Below are 16,674 nucleotides of genomic sequence, written 5' to 3' on the forward strand. Positions count from 1 at the left end.
CAATGGCGATCGATACCCTTCCCGAATCCTCGATTCCGGTCACTCGGCCATTTCGGCTGAAATTCGGCTTCCTCACGGCAACCCCGATCATCGCGGTCGCAACGATCTGCCTCGTCCTCATCATCCTGATGGCGATCTTTGCGCCGTTGCTTGCACCGCACGATCCCCTGCTGCTCACACCAGCGCAGCGGCTGAAGCCATCGAGCGCGCAGTTCCTGCTCGGCACCGATGCCTATGGCCGCGACGTGCTGTCGCGCATTATCTACGGCTCACGGATCTCGCTCCTGATCGGGCTCGGCGCCGCGGTCTGCTCGATCGCCCTCGGGCTCCTGATCGGGCTCGTGTCGGGCTTCTTCAGATGGGTCGACGCCGTCATGATGCGCGTGATGGACGGCTTGATGGCGATCCCGGCCATCCTGCTTGCGATCGCCGTGGTGTCGCTCTCGGGCGCCAGCATCTGGACCGTGATGATCGCGATCACCATTCCCGAAATCCCGCGCGTGGCGCGGCTGGTGCGCTCGGTGGTGCTGACGGCGCGCGAGGAGCCCTATGTCGAGGCCGCGATCTCGGTCGGCTCCAGCCTGCCCAAGATCATGTGGCGGCATTTGATGCCGAACACGATCGCGCCGCTGATCGTGCAAGGCACTTATGTCTGCGCATCCGCGATCCTGACCGAGGCGATCCTGTCATTCCTCGGCGCCGGCATCTCGCCGGAAACGCCGACCTGGGGCAACATCATGGCCGAGGGCCGCGCCTATTTTCAGGTCAAGCCGTCGCTGATCTTCTGGCCGGGACTTCTGCTCTCGATCGCCATCCTCAGCGTCAACCTGATCGGTGACGCCGCGCGCGACGCGCTCGATCCCCGCATGAAGCAGCGTGAGGGCAAGTGACCGCAGCCAACTCCTCCAACGTCGTCCTCGACATCAACAATCTCGTCGTCGGCCTCGGCCGCAAGGCGGACGCGCACCGCATCATCGACGATCTCTCGCTGCAGGTGCGCGAAGGCGAGACGCTGTGCCTGGTCGGCGAAAGCGGATCCGGCAAATCGGTGACCTCGCTGACCGTCATGGGCCTGCAGCAGAAGGGCACGCTGGTTCCATCCGGCGGTAGCATCAAGCTGGTCGGCGAGGACCTGCTCGGCGCCAGCGACCGACGGCTGCGCCAGTTGCGCGCCACGCGGATGGCGATGATCTTCCAGGAGCCGATGACCGCGCTCAACCCGGTGGTACCGGTCGGCCGCCAGATCGACGAGGTGTTGCGCGCCCACACCAATCTCGACGCCCGCGCGCGGCGGCAGAAGATTTTGGCGATGATGGAGCATGTGCGACTGCCGGATGTGCAGCGCATCTTTTCGTCCTACCCGCACAGGCTCTCCGGCGGGCAGCGCCAGCGCATCATGATCGCGATGGCGCTGGTGCTGGAGCCGAAACTCCTGATCGCGGACGAGCCGACCACGGCGCTCGACGTGACCACCCAGAAGCAAATTCTCACCCTGATGCGCGACCTGCAGCGCGACCACGGTACGGCGGTGCTGTTCATCACCCACGACATGGGCGTGGTCGCCGAGATCGCCGATCGCGTCGCGGTGATGCGCCATGGCCGGCTGGTCGAGACCGGCCCGCTCGACGACGTGCTGCGCGCACCCAAGATGGAATATACCCGCAACCTGCTGTCCTCGGTGCCGAGCCTCGTGCCGCGTGCCGCACGCCCGGAGACCACCGAGCCGGTCGTGCTGGAGGCCAACGAACTCGGCAAGGTCTATCGGGAACGGTCCATGTTCGGCAAAGCGCGTGAGGTCGCCGCCGCGCAGAACGTCACGCTGACCTTGCGCAAGGGCCGCACGCTCGGCATCGTCGGCGAAAGCGGTTCCGGCAAATCGACGGTGGCGCGCTGCATCGTCCGCCTGATCGACCCGACCTCGGGCGGCGTGCGCCTTGTCGGCCGCGAGATCTCCAACCTCTCGCGACGGCTGTTGCAGCCGCATCGCCAGAAGATCCAAATCGTCTTCCAGGACCCCTACCGCTCGCTCAATCCGCGCGTCACCGTCGGTGAGAGCATCGCGGAGGGCCCGATCAATTACGGCATGCCGCGCAAGGACGCACTTGCGAGAGCACGCGAATTGCTCGAGCTGGTGCACCTGCCGCCCGACGCTATCTCGCGCTATCCGCACCAGTTTTCGGGTGGCCAGCGTCAGCGCATCGCGATCGCACGCGCCCTTGCACTCGATCCCGATGTGCTGGTGGCCGATGAAGCGGTGTCCGCGCTCGACGTCTCGGTGCAGGCGCAGGTGCTCGACCTGCTCGACGAAATCCAGAAGCGGCTCGGCATCGCGCTGTTGTTCATCACCCACGATTTGCGCGTCGCCGCACAGATCTGCGACGACGTCGCCGTGATGCAGCATGGCCGTGTCGTGGAACAGGGACCGGCCGCCGAGGTGCTGACCAATCCACAGCAGGCTTACACCCGCGCTCTGCTCGATGCGGCGCCTGGTCGCGGCTGGGACTTCGCGAATTTCCGCCCGGTTTCGGAAGGCATTGTGGCAACGGCCTAGGTCTTTAGACTTATGCCGTAGCCTTATGCCGTTGCCTCGGGCCTTCGATACGCCCATGCGGCATGCAAATCCGGAATTGCTCCACGGCTTGCGCTTGGCGCGACGACACGCTTAACGTCGCGCGCTAGAGCATGGTCCGGAAAGCGAACGCTGGTTCTCCCGAACGATCCTGCTCAAACCAAAGAGATCAGATCATGAAGCGATCCCTTCAAATCGCATCATGATTGAAAAAACCTGTCGAGACCGACTTGATGACCCGCATCGCCGTTGGCGGCTTCCTGCACGAAACCAACACCTTCGCGCCGACGAAGGCGACTTACGATGACTTCGTGCACGGCGGCGGTTGGCCGTCGATGGCGCATGGCGACGACGTGCTCAAGGTCATGCGCAAGATAAATGTCGGCCTCGCCGGCTTCGTCGAGGCGGCGGAGGCAAATGGCTGGGAGCTGGTCCCGACGATTTCGGCCGCCGCAAGCCCGTCGGCGCATGTGACGAAGGATGCGTTCGAGCGCATCGTGAAAGAGATGGTCGACGGCATCGCCGCGGCCGGGCCGATCGACGCCGTCTATCTCGACCTGCACGGCGCGATGGTCACCGAGCATCATGACGATGGCGAAGGCGAAATCCTCGCACGCGTGCGCAAGGTGATCGGCAAGGAGTTGCCGCTGGTCGCGAGCCTCGATCTGCATGCGAACGTCTCGCCCGAGATGATCGCACATGCCGACGCGCTGATCGCCTACCGCACCTATCCCCATATCGACATGGCCGACACCGGCCGTGCCTGCGCGAAGCACCTGGCGCTGCTGCTTAAGAGCAAGCAGCGCTTCGCAAAGGCATTCCGGCAATTGCCTTTCCTGATCCCGATCAGCTGGCAATGCACCAACGACCAGCCGACCAAGGGCATCTATCAGAAGCTCGCCGCATTGGAGAGCGACACCGTGCCGACGCTTTCCTTCGCGCCGGGCTTCCCGGCCGCCGATTTCAGGGACTGCGGGCCGAGCGTGTTCGCCTATGGCCGGACCCAGGCCGATGCGGATGCCGCCGCCGACAGGGTCGTCGCGCTGGTCGAGAGCCGCGAAGACGATTTCGACGGCCGCATCTATTCGCCCGACGAGGGCGTGCGGCTGGCGATGGAACTGGCGCGATCGGCGAGCAAGCCGATCATCATCGCCGACACCCAGGACAATCCCGGCGCCGGCGGCGATTCCGACACCACCGGCATGCTGCGCGCGCTGGTGCGCAACAGAGCGAGCGCTGCGACCGGTGTGATCTACGACCCGCAATCGGCCAAGCAAGCGCATGCGGCCGGCGTCGGTGCCACCGTCACCCTCGATCTCGGCGGCAAGTCCGGCATTCCCGGCGATACCCCGTACAGGGAACGTTTCGTCGTCGAGAAGCTCTCGGACGGCAAGTTTGTCGCTCCGGGTCCCTATTATGGCGGCCGCGACATGGACATGGGACCGTCGGCCTGCCTGCGCATCGGCGACGTCCGCGTCGTCGTCGGCTCCTACAAGGCCCAGCTTGCCGACCAGTCGATGTACCGCTATGTCGGCATCGAACCCACGGCGCAGAAGATCCTGGTCAACAAGAGCTCAGTGCATTTTCGCGCCGATTTCGAACCGATTGCGGCAAAACTCCTGATCTGCGCCGCTCCGGGCGCGATGCCGGCGGATACCGCCACATTGCCCTGGAAACATTTGCGCCCCGGCATCCGTATTAAACCCAACGGCCCTGCCTTCACACCCACCTCCCCATCACGCACAACCGGATAGAGAGACCATGCCCACAATTGAGCGCATCGACAGTTTTGCCGACGAACTCACCGCCATCCGGCGGGATTTGCACGCGCATCCCGAGATCGGTTTCGAGGAAGTGCGGACATCAGGCATTGTCGCCGACAAGCTGACGAGCTGGGGCATCGAGGTGCATCGCGGCCTCGGCGGCACCGGTGTGATCGGCGTGCTGAAGGGCAAGGGCAACGGCACCAAGCGGATCGGCCTGCGCGCGGACATGGATGCGCTGCCGATGGAGGAGAATACCAATCTGAAGTGGCGTTCGACCATTCCCGGCCGCTTCCACGGCTGCGGCCATGACGGCCACACCACGATGCTGCTCGGCTCGGCGCGTTATCTCGCCGAGACCCGCAATTTCGACGGCACCGTGCATTTCATCTTCCAGCCGGCCGAGGAAGGCCTCGGCGGCGCGCGCGCCATGATCAAGGACGGCCTGTTCAAGCAATTCCCCTGCGACGAGGTCTATGGCTTGCACAACGCGCCCGACCTCAACCACGGCGAAATCGCGATCCTGCCGGGCCCGGCAATGGCCGCAGCCGACTTCTTCGACATCAGGATCCAGGGCTACGGCGCACATGGCGCGATGCCCGAACGCTCCAAGGACGCGGTGCTGATCGCAATGACGCTCGGACAGGCATTGCAATCGATCGTCAGCCGCAACGTCGATCCGCTGCAGGCAGCGGTATTGTCGATCACCCAGATCCATTCCGGTTCGGCCTACAACGTCATTCCCGGCGAAGCCTGGCTGTGCGGCACGGTGCGCTGCTTCTCCGAGGAGATCCGCGCGCTGATCCGCAAGCGCATGCGCGAGATCTGCGCTGGCCTTGCCGCCGCGTACGACGCCGAAATCTCGGTCGAGATCCGCGACGGCTTCAGCGTGCTGGTGAACCAGGAAGAGCAGTCCCGCGTGGTCGAAGAGGTCGCGCGCACTGTCGTCGATCCCACCAAGGTATTCACCCGCTCGACGCCGAAAATGGGCAGCGAGGATTTCGCCGACATGATGCAGGCCGTTCCGGGCGCCTATTTCTGGGTTGGCCATGACGGCTCCGTCCCCGTGCATAACCCCGGTTACGTTCTCGACGACAAGATCCTGCCGATAGGCGCCAGCATGTTCGCCCGCATCATCGAGAAACGCATGCCGGTAGGTGCCCATGCATAAGCCCGCCCAGGACGCCATCACCTCGCTGCACGATCTCTCCGCCGTCGACCTGCTCGCCGGCTATCGTGCGAAGCAGTTCTCGCCGTCGGAGGTTCTTGAAGAGGTCATCGCCCACGTGTCGGCCTGGGAGCCGCACATCAAGGCGCTGTACCTCTACGATCCCGACGCAGCCCGCAAGGTTGCGAAGACCTCGACCGAGCGCTGGAACCAGGGTGAGCCGGCCGGCACGCTCGACGGCGTTCCCGCGACCATCAAGGACAATGTCGCGACCAAGGACCAGCCGGTGCCGCTGGGCTCGGCGAGCGTCAAGCTCGTACCGGCGGCGAAGGATGCGCCGCCCGCCGCGCGGTTGCGCGAAGCCGGCTGCGTGATCTTCTCCAAGACCACGATGCCCGACTACGGCATGCTGTCGTCGGGACTGTCGTCGTTCCATCCCCTCACCCGCAATCCCTGGGATGTCGGCAAGAACCCCGGCGGATCGAGCGCCGGCGCCGGTGCGGCCGGTGCCGCCGGATACGGCCCGCTGCATCTCGGCACCGATATCGGCGGCTCGGTGCGGCTGCCGGCCTGCTGGTGCGGCCTCGTCGCCCTGAAGCCGAGCCTCGGCCGCGTTCCGATCGACCCGCCCTATGTCGGCCGCGTAGCCGGTCCGATGACCCGCACCGTGGACGACGCCGCGCTGATGATGAGCGTGCTGTCGCGCCCCGATCGTCGCGACGGCATGAGCCTGCCCGCCGCGCTCGAGGTCAACTGGAAGGCGCTGGAGAAATCGCCGCGCAAGCTTCGCATCGGCCTGATGCTCGATCTCGGTGTCGGCCAGAAGCTCGAGAAGGAGGTTCGCGAGGTCGTCATCAAGGCGGCGAAGGCGTTCGAATCCGCAGGTGCCGTGATCACCGAGGTCGACGGCATCCTGACCCGGGAGATGCTCGAGGGGCTCGACAATTTCTGGCGCGCAAGGATGTGGGATGATCTCTCGAAACTGCCGGCGGCCGAGCGTGACAAGACCCTGCCCTACATCCTCAAATGGGGCGAGGCTGGCGCAAAGCTCTCCGGCGTCGACGTCGTGCGCGGCTTCAACCAGACGATGGCGATCCGCGCTGCCGCCGCGAAGCTGTTCAGCGAGATCGACTACGTGATCTCGCCGGTCTCGCCGGTGGTGAACTTCCCGGCGGAATTTGCCTCGCCGCTCAACGACCCGGCAAAACCGTTCGAGCACATCTGCTATACCGTGCCGTGGAATATGTCGGAAAACCCCGCGCTGTCGATCAACGGCGGCTACGACAAGAAGGGCTTTCCGATCGGCGTCCAGATCATCGGCCGCCGCTTCGACGACATCGGCGTGCTCGGCATGGGCAAGGCCTTCGAGGGTCTGCGCGGCGCGCAGAACCCGTGGCCGAAGCCGCCGAAGAAGTAGCGCCTCAACGCAAGTCGCGATGCGCGGGACGATCCCGCGCATCCGACTTCTTCACAAGGGATGCATTGCCGGGTTATCTGGATGAAGATGCGCGTTGCGCTTCATCCAAGAAAACCGAGAGGAAATCATCCCCATGGCGTATGAGACGATCAAGTACGAGGTCGCCGAGCAGATTCTCACCATCACGCTGAACCGGCCCGACAAGCTCAACGCCTTCAACGCCACGATGCAGCAGGAGCTGATCGACGCGTTCGACAAAGCCGATAAGGACGACGACGTCAGGGCCATCATCGTCACCGGTGCGGGCCGCGGCTTCTGCGCCGGCGCCGACCTCTCTTCCGGCGCCAACACTTTCGATCGCGACGCCCGGCGCGGCCCGGTGAAGCGGAATGCCGACGGCAGCGTCGACTACAGCGATCCGCAGGTGCGCGACGGCGGCGGCCAGGTGACGTTGCGCATCTTCAAATCCCTCAAGCCCGTGATCGCCGCGGTGAACGGCCCGGCGGTCGGCATCGGCGTCACGATGCAGCTCGCAATGGACATCCGCATCGCCTCCGAGGCTGCCCGCTTCGGCTTCGTGTTCTCCCAGCGCGGCATCGTGCCGGAGGCCGCCTCGAGCTGGTTCCTGCCGCGCATCGTCGGCATCTCGCAGGCGCTGGAATGGTGCTATTCCGGCCGCGTCTTCCCGGCGCAGGAAGCGCTCGCCGGCCGCCTCGTCAGCAAGGTAGTGCCGCCGGACGATCTGTTGCCGACCGCGCGTGCGCTCGCCAAGGAGTTCGCGGCCAAGACCGCGCCGGTGTCGGTGGCGCTGATCCGCCAGATGATGTGGCGCATGATGGGCGCCGACGATCCGATGGAAGCGCACAAGGTCGACAGCCGCGGCATCTATGCCCGCGGCCGCTCCGACGACGTCAAGGAAGGCGTGGTGTCGTTCCTGGAGAAGCGTCCCGCGCAGTTCAAGGACAAGGTATCGTCGGACATGCCCGACTATTTCCCGTGGTGGCAAGAGCGCGAGTATAAGTGAGCGAACGGCGTCAGACGACGTCCACACCTGACGGCGTCGTCCTGCTGCATGGCATCAGCAGGACGGCGCTTGTCTCAGCCTCGGGCTACCCAGTCAGCAACGCCACCCGCCCGATCGCCTTGCGTTCGATCAAGAGCCGCATCGCCTTCGCATAGTCCTCGAGCGGCAGACGGTGCGAAATGTTGGGTCGCACCTTGCCGGCTTCAGCCCATTCGCTCAGCGCCTTGAACCTGACCTCGCCGAGTGCTGGATTCTTTCGAACCGCCTCGCCGGCACGAACGCCGAGCACGCTCGCCCCCTTGATCATCAGGAGATTGGTACGGGCTAAGCCGATACCGCCGGTGAAGCCGACGACGAGGATCCGCGCGCCCCAATTGATGCAACGCATCGAGTTCTCGAACACCTCGCCACCGACCGGATCGAACACCACGTCGGCGCCGCGGCCGTCGGTGAGGCGCTTGACGGCATCGCGGAACGGCTCCCGTTCGTGGAGCACGAGATGATCCGCGCCACGCGCCTTCGCAATCGCCAACTTCGCCTCGCTTGAGGCCGCCGCGATCACGGTGGCGCCGAGCAGCTTGCCGATCTCGACAGCGGCGAGCCCCACGCCGCCGCCGGCCCCGTGCACGAGCAAGACCTCGCCCGGCTTGATCTGCCCACGGTCGATCAGCGCGTGGTAGGCGGTGCCGTGCGCAGCAAGGAACGTCGCACCTTCCGCATAGTCGAACGTCGACGGCACCGGCACCAGCTGCGACGGTACCGCCACCGTCTCGTCGCAATAGGCGCCGAAGCGCATCTTGACGATCACCCTGTCGCCAACGGCGACATCAGCCACACCATTAACCTCGACGACATCGCCCGCGGCCTCCGAGCCGGGGGTAAACGGCAGCGGCGGTTTGAGCTGATACTCGCCTGCGGCCATCAGTATGTCGGGGAAGTTGATCCCGGCGGCGCGGATCGCGACACGCACTTCGCCTGATTTCAACGGCACCGAGGCAAAGCTCTCGAGGCTCAGACGCTCGGGCGGCCCGAGCTCGCGGCAAACGACGGCTTTCGGCATCAGGCGGCTCGCGCCTTGAGGCGTGCAAGCGCCTCGCGGATCAATGGCAGGCGATCGTTCCCGAAATACATGTCGGTCTTGTCGATGAAGATCGTCGGCGAGCCGAAGCCGCCGCGCGCCATCACCTCGTCAGTGTTGGCCTTGAGCTGGTCCTTGACCGCCTGGTCGCCGATCCCGGCAAAGAACTTCGCCGGATCGATGCCGACTTTGGCGCAGATCTCGGTCAGCACCGCGTCCTGCGAGATGTCCTTGTCGTCACCCCAATAGGCTTCGAACGCGGCGCGCGCGAACGGCACCATCTTCTCATTGCCGAGCCAGATGCAGCCGCGCATCGCCTTCACGCTGTTCACCGGAAACACGGTCGGCGGCATCTTGATCGCAAGCCCGGCCGACTGCGCCCAGTCGGCGAGATCCTTCTTCATGTAGCGCGCCTTCAATGGCACCGGCTTCTCGCGCTGCGCGTAGACCGACGGATTGACGGTGTTGAAGATGCCGCCGACCAGGATCGGCCGCCATGTGATCTCGGCGCCGAACTCCTTCGCCAGCGGCTGGATGTTGTACCAGGCGAGATAGGTCCAGGGGCTGGAACAGTCGAAGAAGAATTCGATCATGGCGTTTCCTTGCTGCGTTTGAGTTTATCTGCCGTCATTGCGAGGAGCGAAGCGACGAAGCAATCCATGGCTCGGCATGTGGTGAAATGGATTGCTTCGCTTCGCTCGCAATGACACGGGAGGACATCTACTGCTTCCCTAACGTTTCCTTGGCGCGCTGTCCGAACATGTTCTTCCGCGCCTCCTCGTCGAACGGCTCCTTGACGAACTTGCCGATCGCCAGCCCCGCCTGCACCTGCGGGCGGGCGCGCACGGTGGCGTACCAGCGCTTGATGTTCGGGAAGTCGTCGAGGGTGAAGCCCTGCGCCTTGTGAGTCATGGTCCAGGGGAAGCAGGCGATGTCGGCGATCGAGTAGTCGGGGCCAGCGACATAGGCGCCGGTCTTGCCGAGCTGACGGTCCAGCACGCCGTAGAGCCGCTCCGCCTCGTCGTGATAGCGCTCGATCGCGTAAGGAATCTTCTCGGCCGCATAGAGCGCGAAATGGCCGTGCTGGCCGAGCATCGGGCCCAACCCGCCCATCTGCCACATCACCCATTGGATGACGGTCGACCGCGCCCGCAGCTCTTGCGACAGAAAACGGCCGGCCTTGTCGGCAAGATAGATCAGGATCGCGCCGGTCTCGAACACCGAGAACGGGCCGCCGCCATCGACAGGCGCATGGTCGACGATCGCGGGAATCCGGTTGTTCGGGCTGATCGCCAGGAATTCGGGACGGAACTGCTCGCCGGCCCGGATATTCACCGGAACGACCTTGTAGGGCAGCCCCAGTTCCTCCAGCATGATCGAGATTTTCCAGCCGTTCGGCGTCGGCGCGTAGTGCAGGTCGATCATCGGCTTCCGATCCCGGTCACAAAGACTTTTGTTGTTCTGTACGTCCACCATAGGACATGGCACACAGGTGCTCAATCAGAACCGCCCGGGAGGCACCCATGCTGTTTCCAACCACGATCGCAGGCTCTCTGCCCAAGCCGGAATGGCTGGCGGAGCCGAACGTCCTATGGGCGCCGTGGAAGTCGCAAGGCGCCGAACTCGCCCGCGCCAAGCGCGACGCCACGATACTCGCTGTGAAGCTGCAGGAGGATGCCGGGGTCTACATCGTCACCGAGGGTGAGCAGGCGCGGCAGCATTTCGTGCACGGTTTCCTGGAGAAGATCGAGGGCATTGATTTCGCCCACAAGGTCGAGATGGGGATCCGCAAGGACCGCTATAAGGCGATGGTGCCGCAAGTGGTCGCCCCACTCCGGCTGAAGGGCCGCGTCCACGACGCGGAAGCAAGGGCCGCCCGCGCGCATACCAAGAACAAGCTCAAGTTCACCCTGCCCGGTCCGATGACCATCATCGACACCATCGCCGATCGCCATTACGGCGACCGCGTCAAGATGGCCTTTGCGTTCGCCGAGTTGTTGAACGAAGAGGCCAAGGCGCTGCAGGCCGACGGCATCGACATGGTCCAGTTCGACGAGCCTGCCTTCAACGTCTACATGGACCAGGTCCGCGATTGGGGCATCAAGGCATTGGAACGCGCGGCTGAAGGCCTGACCTGCGCCACCGCCGTGCACATCTGCTACGGCTACGGCATCAAGGCCAACACCGACTGGAAGCAAACGCTCGGCGGCGAGTGGCGGCAATATGAAGAGACCTTCCCGGTGATCGACAAGAGCACGATCCAGCAGGTCGCGATCGAATGCCGCAATTCGAAGGTGCCGCTGGAATTGCTGGCAGCCTTGCCCGGCAAGATCGTGCAGGCCGGCGTGATCGACGTCGCCAGCGACGAGGTCGAGACCGCCGAGGACGTCGTCAAGGTGATCGAGGCGGTGTCGAAGTTCGTGCCGAAGGGCAACATCATCGCGACCACCAATTGCGGTATGGCGCCGATGCGGCGCGACATCGCCGAAGCAAAGCTGATTGCACTCGGAGCGGGCGCAAAACTGGCACGGCAACGGCTCGCTTGATGGCGGCAGCCCTTCGTATCGCGACGATGGCAGCGCTGCTGGCTGCCCTCAGTTCGGCCCATGCGGGAGAGCGCGACCAGCTCAATGCATGCCAGGCCTGGTCGCTCGTTCGGCGCAATCGCCTGCGGCACCGGATACGCTCGAACTCGCGCGCTGCCGCCAGATCATCAAGGAATGGACGCTGCGGGATTCCCGCATGAGTGTCGACGAACAGGGCCGCCCGCTACGCTGACCGGCGGCTAACCCGCGCTCTGATGCAGCACCGGCCGGTAGCCGGCCTGGAACGCCCGGACCGTCGATGGCGGCGTCAACAGCATGGCGGCACCCGGCAAATCGGCCCGGCTGTAGCCGGCAAACGACCAGCGCAACGTCTTGCCGCCGGCGACGAGATAGCTCTCTCCATTCGCCTGCACCATGGTGCCGTCGGGCAGCGCGTGCAGCTGCGTCGGCAGCGGATGCAGGCGCTTCTCGCCGCGATCGAGCCGCTCGGCGTGCAGCACCGCATCCATCGCCTTGGCGCTGAGCTCGCCGACCCCGTTGCCCGCTTCCCAGGAAGCGCGGAAACGCTTGGCATCGTCGCGGCGGCAGAAGAAGCAGGGCCGATGCCCGGCGGCAAACGCGGTCGCCTCGTCGAGGAAGAACAGCTCGGTCCAGCTCTGCCGGCTCATCACCTTGCGCCGGCGCGCCCTGAACTCGCAGACGCAGGTGAGCCAGGCCGGCGTCGACCAGCGCTTGTTCAGCAGCGTCCGCGTCGCCGGATTATGGATGATGCCGCGATTGCCGGTGAACGTCCCGCGATGGTCGGTGGCGATGATGTCGCCGGTCGGGGTGACGCGGTTTTGCAGGGGCATGGTCTTCCTTCTCCCTCGCCCCGCTCTTGCGGGGTCGAGACGAGCGAAGCTCGCTCTTAGAGGGTCGGGGTGAGGGGCTGCTTCCGCAAGGATATAGTGAGAGATGAACTCGCGGCGAGTCCCCCTCACCCGATCGCTTCGCGATCGACCTCTCCCCGCAAGCCGGGCGAGGTGACTCTCTATGCCGCCCCATCCCGGATCGGCGGCTGGAACGACAGTGCGGTATCCCAGGGAAAGAATATCCAGGTGTCTTGCGACACCTCGGTGATGAAGGTGTCGACCAGCGGCCGCCCCTTCGGCTTGGCGTAGACGGTGGCGAAATGCGCATCCGGCAGCAGCTCGCGCACCAGCTTGCCGGTCTTGCCGGTGTCGACGAGATCGTCGACAATCAACAATCCCTTGCCGGTGCCGCCGCCGAGCTTTGCGGTCTGCTCCGAGATGCCCTTGAGCACCTTCAAGTCGCCCTGCTTGTCGTGGTCATAACTTGCGACGCAGACGGTGTCGATCACGCGCAAGCCCAGCTCGCGCGCCACGATCGCCGCCGGCACAAGCCCGCCGCGGGTGATCGCGATAACAGCATGAAACGGCCCGACCTCGTTGAGACGCCAAGTCAACGCCCGGCAATCCCGGTGGAATTGATCCCACGAGACCGGAAAGGGCCTGCCGGCCCGCTCCTGTGCGCTTGGTTCCGAATTTTTCTCGACCATGATCAACCTGCCGCGGGCTTCTTCTGCGCCGCTTGCACCTGCTTCAGCATCTCTTTCACGGCGCCCATCGCCGCCGCAAGTTTTTCCGGATCGCGCGAGCGCACCACCAGATTGGTGTTCGGCTTCCGACTCTCGTCCTGGAACGGATAGCTGCCGATGATCGTCTCAGGATGCGCCTCGGCGATCGCCCGCAACGGGCCGCCGATGTCGCCCTCCCGCGCGTCCGCACGCACCGAATCCGACAGCATCCGCACGCCGGACTTCAGGGTGGGCGCCACGATATCCATCATCGCCTGCATGATGGTCGGAATGCCGGCCATTACGATGACGTTGCCGAGCTTGAAGCCGGGCGCGAGGATGGTCGCGCTCTGGATCAGCTCGGCGCCGTCGGGCACACGGGCCATCCGCAAACGCGCCTCGTTCAGATCCTGTTCGCTCCAGCGCTCCCTGAACCGCGCCACCACATCAGGATGATGGTGGATATCGACCCCGAACGCCTTCGCCACGCTGTCGGCGGTGATGTCGTCATGGGTCGGCCCGATGCCGCCGGTCGTGAACACGTAGGTGTACCTGTGCCGCAGCGCATCAAGGGCGGCGACGATGTCGGCCTCGTCGTCGGCGACAACGCGCACCTCCTTCAGGTCGATGCCGATATTGGTCAGGTATTCGGCGATGAAGCCGATATTCTTGTCCTTGGTCCGGCCGGACAGGATCTCGTCGCCGATCACCAGTAGTCCCGCCGTGACGATCTCGCTCATGGTCTCATTCCCTAACTTGATCCCCTGACATTGCCGATCCAACGCCTTGATGTCACGGGGTTTTGCCGCCGAAATAAGCAGATCTCAGCCGGTTTTTCAGGCAACCCTCCGGGCCATCCCCGGCAAATGCCGCAAGCCAATGCATATCGTGCTGGCCCGGCCCTTGCTACCATCCCATCAAGTCATGCACTGTGTCACATGGCTTCGGAGGGCAGTCGGGGTATATGGCAGTCGCATTCGATGAGATGAACGGCCTCGGCGAGGACATCCGCCCGGCCTACCAGGAGCTCTCCCGCTGGCTCAAGGAGACACAGCCGGACGCGCTCGAATATCGGCGACAGGAGGCGGAGCTCTTATTCCGCCGGATCGGCATCACCTTCGCGGTGTACGGCGATGCCGCAGCCCAGGAGCGGCTGATCCCCTTCGACGTCATCCCGCGCATCATGTCCGCCAAGGAATGGACGCTGCTGGAAAACGGCCTGAAACAGCGCGTGCTTGCGCTCAACATGTTCCTCAAGGACATCTATCACGGCCGCGACATCCTGCGCGCCAACATCATCCCCGAAGATCTGATCTTCCAGAACCCGGTATTCCGCCCGGAGATGAACGGCCAGAACGTGCCGCACGACGTCTACGTCCACATCGCCGGCATCGACATCATCCGCACCGATCCGGAAAACTTCATCGTGCTGGAGGACAATGCGCGCACGCCGTCCGGCGTATCCTACATGCTGGAAAACCGCGAGATCATGATGCGGCTGTTTCCGGATTTGTTCGCGCGGCACCGTGTCGCGCCGGTGGAGCGCTATCCGGATGAATTGCTGTCGGCGCTTCGCTCGGTGGCGCCGCACAGCGCGTCGGCCGAACCAACGGTCGCGCTGATGACGCCGGGCGTCTATAACTCGGCCTATTATGAGCATTCCTTCCTCGCCGACAAGCTCGGCATCGAGTTGGTCGAGGGCCGCGACCTCATCGTCAAGAACGACGAGGTCTTCATGCGCACCACCGAGGGGCTGAAGCGGGTCGACGTGATCTACCGCCGCGTCGACGACGATTTCCTCGATCCCCTCACCTTCCGCCCCGATTCCGCACTCGGCGTGCCCGGGCTGATGTCGGCCTATGCGGCCGGCAACATCACGCTCGCCAACGCGGTCGGCACCGGCATCGCCGACGACAAGGCGATCTACTCCTACATGCCCGACATCGTGAAGTTCTATCTCAGCGAGGAGCCGATCCTGAAGAACGTGCAGACCTGGCGCTGCCGCGAACCGCAGGATCTGTCCTATGTGCTCGACAACCTCGCCGACCTCGTCGTCAAGGAGGTGCACGGCTCCGGCGGCTACGGCATGCTGATCGGCCCGGCCGCCACGAAAGCGACCATCGAGGCGTTCCGCGACAAGCTGAAGCGCGAACCCGAAGGCTTCATCGCGCAGCCGACGCTGGCGCTCTCGACCTGCCCGACCTGCACCGACAAGGGCCTCGCGCCGCGCCATGTCGACCTGCGGCCGTTCGTGCTGACCGGCTCCAGCCACACCACCATCGTGCCGGGCGGCCTGACCCGCGTGGCGCTGAAGGAAGGCTCGCTCGTGGTCAATTCGAGCCAGGGCGGCGGCACCAAAGACACCTGGATACTGAGCGAGTAGTCAAAAGCATGCTGTCGCGCACCGCCGAAAACCTGTTCTGGCTGGCCCGCTATGTCGAACGTGCCGAATATCTCGCGCGCACCATCGACGCGACGCTGCGCGTCACTGCGTTGCCCGCGGCCTATATCGGCAAGACCAATGAGTGGGATTCAGCGCTGCTCACGGCCGGTGTCGGCTCAAGCTTCTATGATCACTACCCCGAAGCCAACGAGCAGAACGTCATCGAATATCTCTCCTTCTCCGCGGAGAACCCCTCCTCGATCAAGAACTGCATCGAGTCCGCACGGCTCAACTCCCGCTCGGTGCGCACCGCGCTGACATCTGAGATGTGGGACACCATCAACTCGGCCTGGATCGAGCTGCAGGCCGTCTGGAACAAGGGCACCGCCAACCGCGAGGACCTGGCCAAATTCCTGCGCTTCGTGCAGGAGACTTCGCTGCGCTTCGACGGCTCGGCCTACCGGACCATGCTGCGCAACGACGCCTACTGGTTCTCGCGCATTGGCGTCCACCTCGAGCGCGCCGACAACACCGCGCGCATTCTCGACGTGAAATACCACGTGCTATTGCCGGAGGAGGAGCATGTCGGCGGCCCGCTGGACTACTACCAGTGGACCTCGATCCTGCGCTCGGTCTCGGCGCTGACGGCCTATCACTGGGTCTACCGCGAAACCCTGAAACCCTGGCTGATCGCCGACCTCCTGATCCTCAACGACACGCTGCCGCGGTCGCTGGCGAGCTGCTACAGCAATCTGGTGCGCAATCTGGACCAGATCGGCGTGGCCTATGGCCGCCAGGGCGCTGCCCAGCGGCACGCCCGGGGCATCAGAAACCGGCTTGAACACAGCCATATGGACGATATCTTCCAACACGGCGTGCACGAGTTCATCCAGGAGTTCATTGCGGACAACTCGCGGCTAGGTGAGATCATCACCAAGCAATATCTGATCTAGAGTAAGAGATGTGAAATCAGCGCCGCCCGCGGACTGTCTTCACCTCTCCCGAAGGGAGAGGTCGGATCGCGCTTTGCGATCCGGGTGAGGGAGTTCGGTCTATCGAGGGACCTTGACCCCTCACCTGAATTGCTTCGCAATTCGACCTCTCCCTATGGGAGAGGTAAAATGCCGTTGCCGCCGACTCTGATCTGACT

15 protein-coding genes are annotated in these 16,674 nt (G+C 64.3%); 9 read left to right on the forward strand and 6 right to left on the reverse strand.

Features of this window, described 5'->3' with window-relative positions; translation table 11 throughout:
• The first annotated feature begins 2 nt into the window (after positions 1-2).
• From AS156_RS27205 to AS156_RS27230, 6 genes are all read left to right on the forward strand, one after another.
• Positions 3-890, forward strand: a complete 888-nt coding sequence (locus AS156_RS27205; RefSeq protein WP_066510983.1) for an ABC transporter permease — start codon at positions 3-5, stop codon at positions 888-890.
• Positions 887-2,551: an ABC transporter ATP-binding protein gene (locus AS156_RS27210; RefSeq protein WP_066510984.1), complete on the forward strand. Its 1,665-nt coding sequence runs from the start codon at positions 887-889 to the stop codon at positions 2,549-2,551. Before AS156_RS27205 ends, AS156_RS27210 begins: the two co-directional genes overlap by 4 nt.
• A 251-nt stretch (positions 2,552-2,802) precedes the next feature.
• Entirely contained in the window at positions 2,803-4,323 is a 1,521-nt protein-coding gene (locus AS156_RS27215) for a M81 family metallopeptidase (RefSeq protein WP_066510985.1), read from the forward strand.
• Between the two features lie 7 nt (positions 4,324-4,330).
• A complete protein-coding gene (locus AS156_RS27220) occupies positions 4,331-5,503 on the forward strand; it encodes a M20 aminoacylase family protein (protein WP_066510986.1) in 1,173 nt (390 codons plus the stop codon).
• Positions 5,496-6,917, forward strand: a complete 1,422-nt coding sequence (locus AS156_RS27225; RefSeq protein ID WP_066510988.1) for an amidase — start codon at positions 5,496-5,498, stop codon at positions 6,915-6,917. Before AS156_RS27220 ends, AS156_RS27225 begins: the two co-directional genes overlap by 8 nt.
• A gap of 133 nt (positions 6,918-7,050) precedes the next feature.
• Positions 7,051-7,941 carry a crotonase/enoyl-CoA hydratase family protein gene (locus tag AS156_RS27230; RefSeq protein WP_066510989.1) on the forward strand — a complete coding sequence of 297 codons (891 nt, stop codon included), beginning with the start codon at positions 7,051-7,053 and terminating at the stop codon, positions 7,939-7,941.
• Positions 7,942-8,026: 85 nt separating this feature from the next.
• Here AS156_RS27230 and AS156_RS27235 read toward each other — a convergent pair whose 3' ends face one another.
• The 3 genes from AS156_RS27235 to AS156_RS27245 form a co-directional block, all read right to left on the reverse strand.
• Positions 8,027-9,001 carry an NADPH:quinone oxidoreductase family protein gene (locus tag AS156_RS27235; RefSeq protein ID WP_066510991.1) on the reverse strand — a complete coding sequence of 325 codons (975 nt, stop codon included), beginning with the start codon at positions 8,999-9,001 and terminating at the stop codon, positions 8,027-8,029.
• On the reverse strand, positions 9,001-9,612 hold the full coding sequence (locus AS156_RS27240; RefSeq protein ID WP_066510993.1) for a 2-hydroxychromene-2-carboxylate isomerase: 612 nt from the start codon (positions 9,610-9,612) through the stop codon (positions 9,001-9,003). Before AS156_RS27240 ends, AS156_RS27235 begins: the two co-directional genes overlap by 1 nt.
• Before the next feature lie 127 nt (positions 9,613-9,739).
• On the reverse strand, positions 9,740-10,444 hold the full coding sequence (locus tag AS156_RS27245) for a glutathione S-transferase N-terminal domain-containing protein (RefSeq protein ID WP_066511103.1): 705 nt from the start codon (positions 10,442-10,444) through the stop codon (positions 9,740-9,742).
• 98 nt (positions 10,445-10,542) lie between these two features.
• Here AS156_RS27245 and AS156_RS27250 point away from each other — a divergent pair, with 98 nt between their 5' ends.
• Positions 10,543-11,565, forward strand: a complete 1,023-nt coding sequence (locus tag AS156_RS27250) for a methionine synthase (RefSeq protein WP_066510995.1) — start codon at positions 10,543-10,545, stop codon at positions 11,563-11,565.
• A gap of 239 nt (positions 11,566-11,804) precedes the next feature.
• Here AS156_RS27250 and AS156_RS27260 read toward each other — a convergent pair whose 3' ends face one another.
• From AS156_RS27260 to AS156_RS27270, 3 genes are all read right to left on the reverse strand, one after another.
• Positions 11,805-12,416, reverse strand: coding sequence for a hypothetical protein (locus tag AS156_RS27260; protein ID WP_066510997.1), 612 nt, complete (start codon positions 12,414-12,416; stop codon positions 11,805-11,807).
• A gap of 179 nt (positions 12,417-12,595) precedes the next feature.
• Entirely contained in the window at positions 12,596-13,123 is a 528-nt protein-coding gene (gene gpt, locus AS156_RS27265; RefSeq protein ID WP_066510998.1) for a xanthine phosphoribosyltransferase, read from the reverse strand.
• A 2-nt stretch (positions 13,124-13,125) separates the two neighbouring features.
• Positions 13,126-13,881, reverse strand: coding sequence for a competence/damage-inducible protein A (locus AS156_RS27270; protein ID WP_066511000.1), 756 nt, complete (start codon positions 13,879-13,881; stop codon positions 13,126-13,128).
• A gap of 224 nt (positions 13,882-14,105) precedes the next feature.
• Here AS156_RS27270 and AS156_RS27275 point away from each other — a divergent pair, with 224 nt between their 5' ends.
• Complete coding sequence (locus AS156_RS27275) at positions 14,106-15,524, forward strand: circularly permuted type 2 ATP-grasp protein (RefSeq protein WP_066511004.1); 1,419 nt, start codon at positions 14,106-14,108, stop codon at positions 15,522-15,524.
• A gap of 8 nt (positions 15,525-15,532) precedes the next feature.
• Positions 15,533-16,477: an alpha-E domain-containing protein gene (locus tag AS156_RS27280; protein WP_066511006.1), complete on the forward strand. Its 945-nt coding sequence runs from the start codon at positions 15,533-15,535 to the stop codon at positions 16,475-16,477.
• Positions 16,478-16,674: the final 197 nt, after the last annotated feature.

Origin of the sequence: Bradyrhizobium macuxiense (genome assembly GCF_001542415.1) — a bacterium.
GTDB lineage: Bacteria > Pseudomonadota > Alphaproteobacteria > Rhizobiales > Xanthobacteraceae > Bradyrhizobium > Bradyrhizobium macuxiense.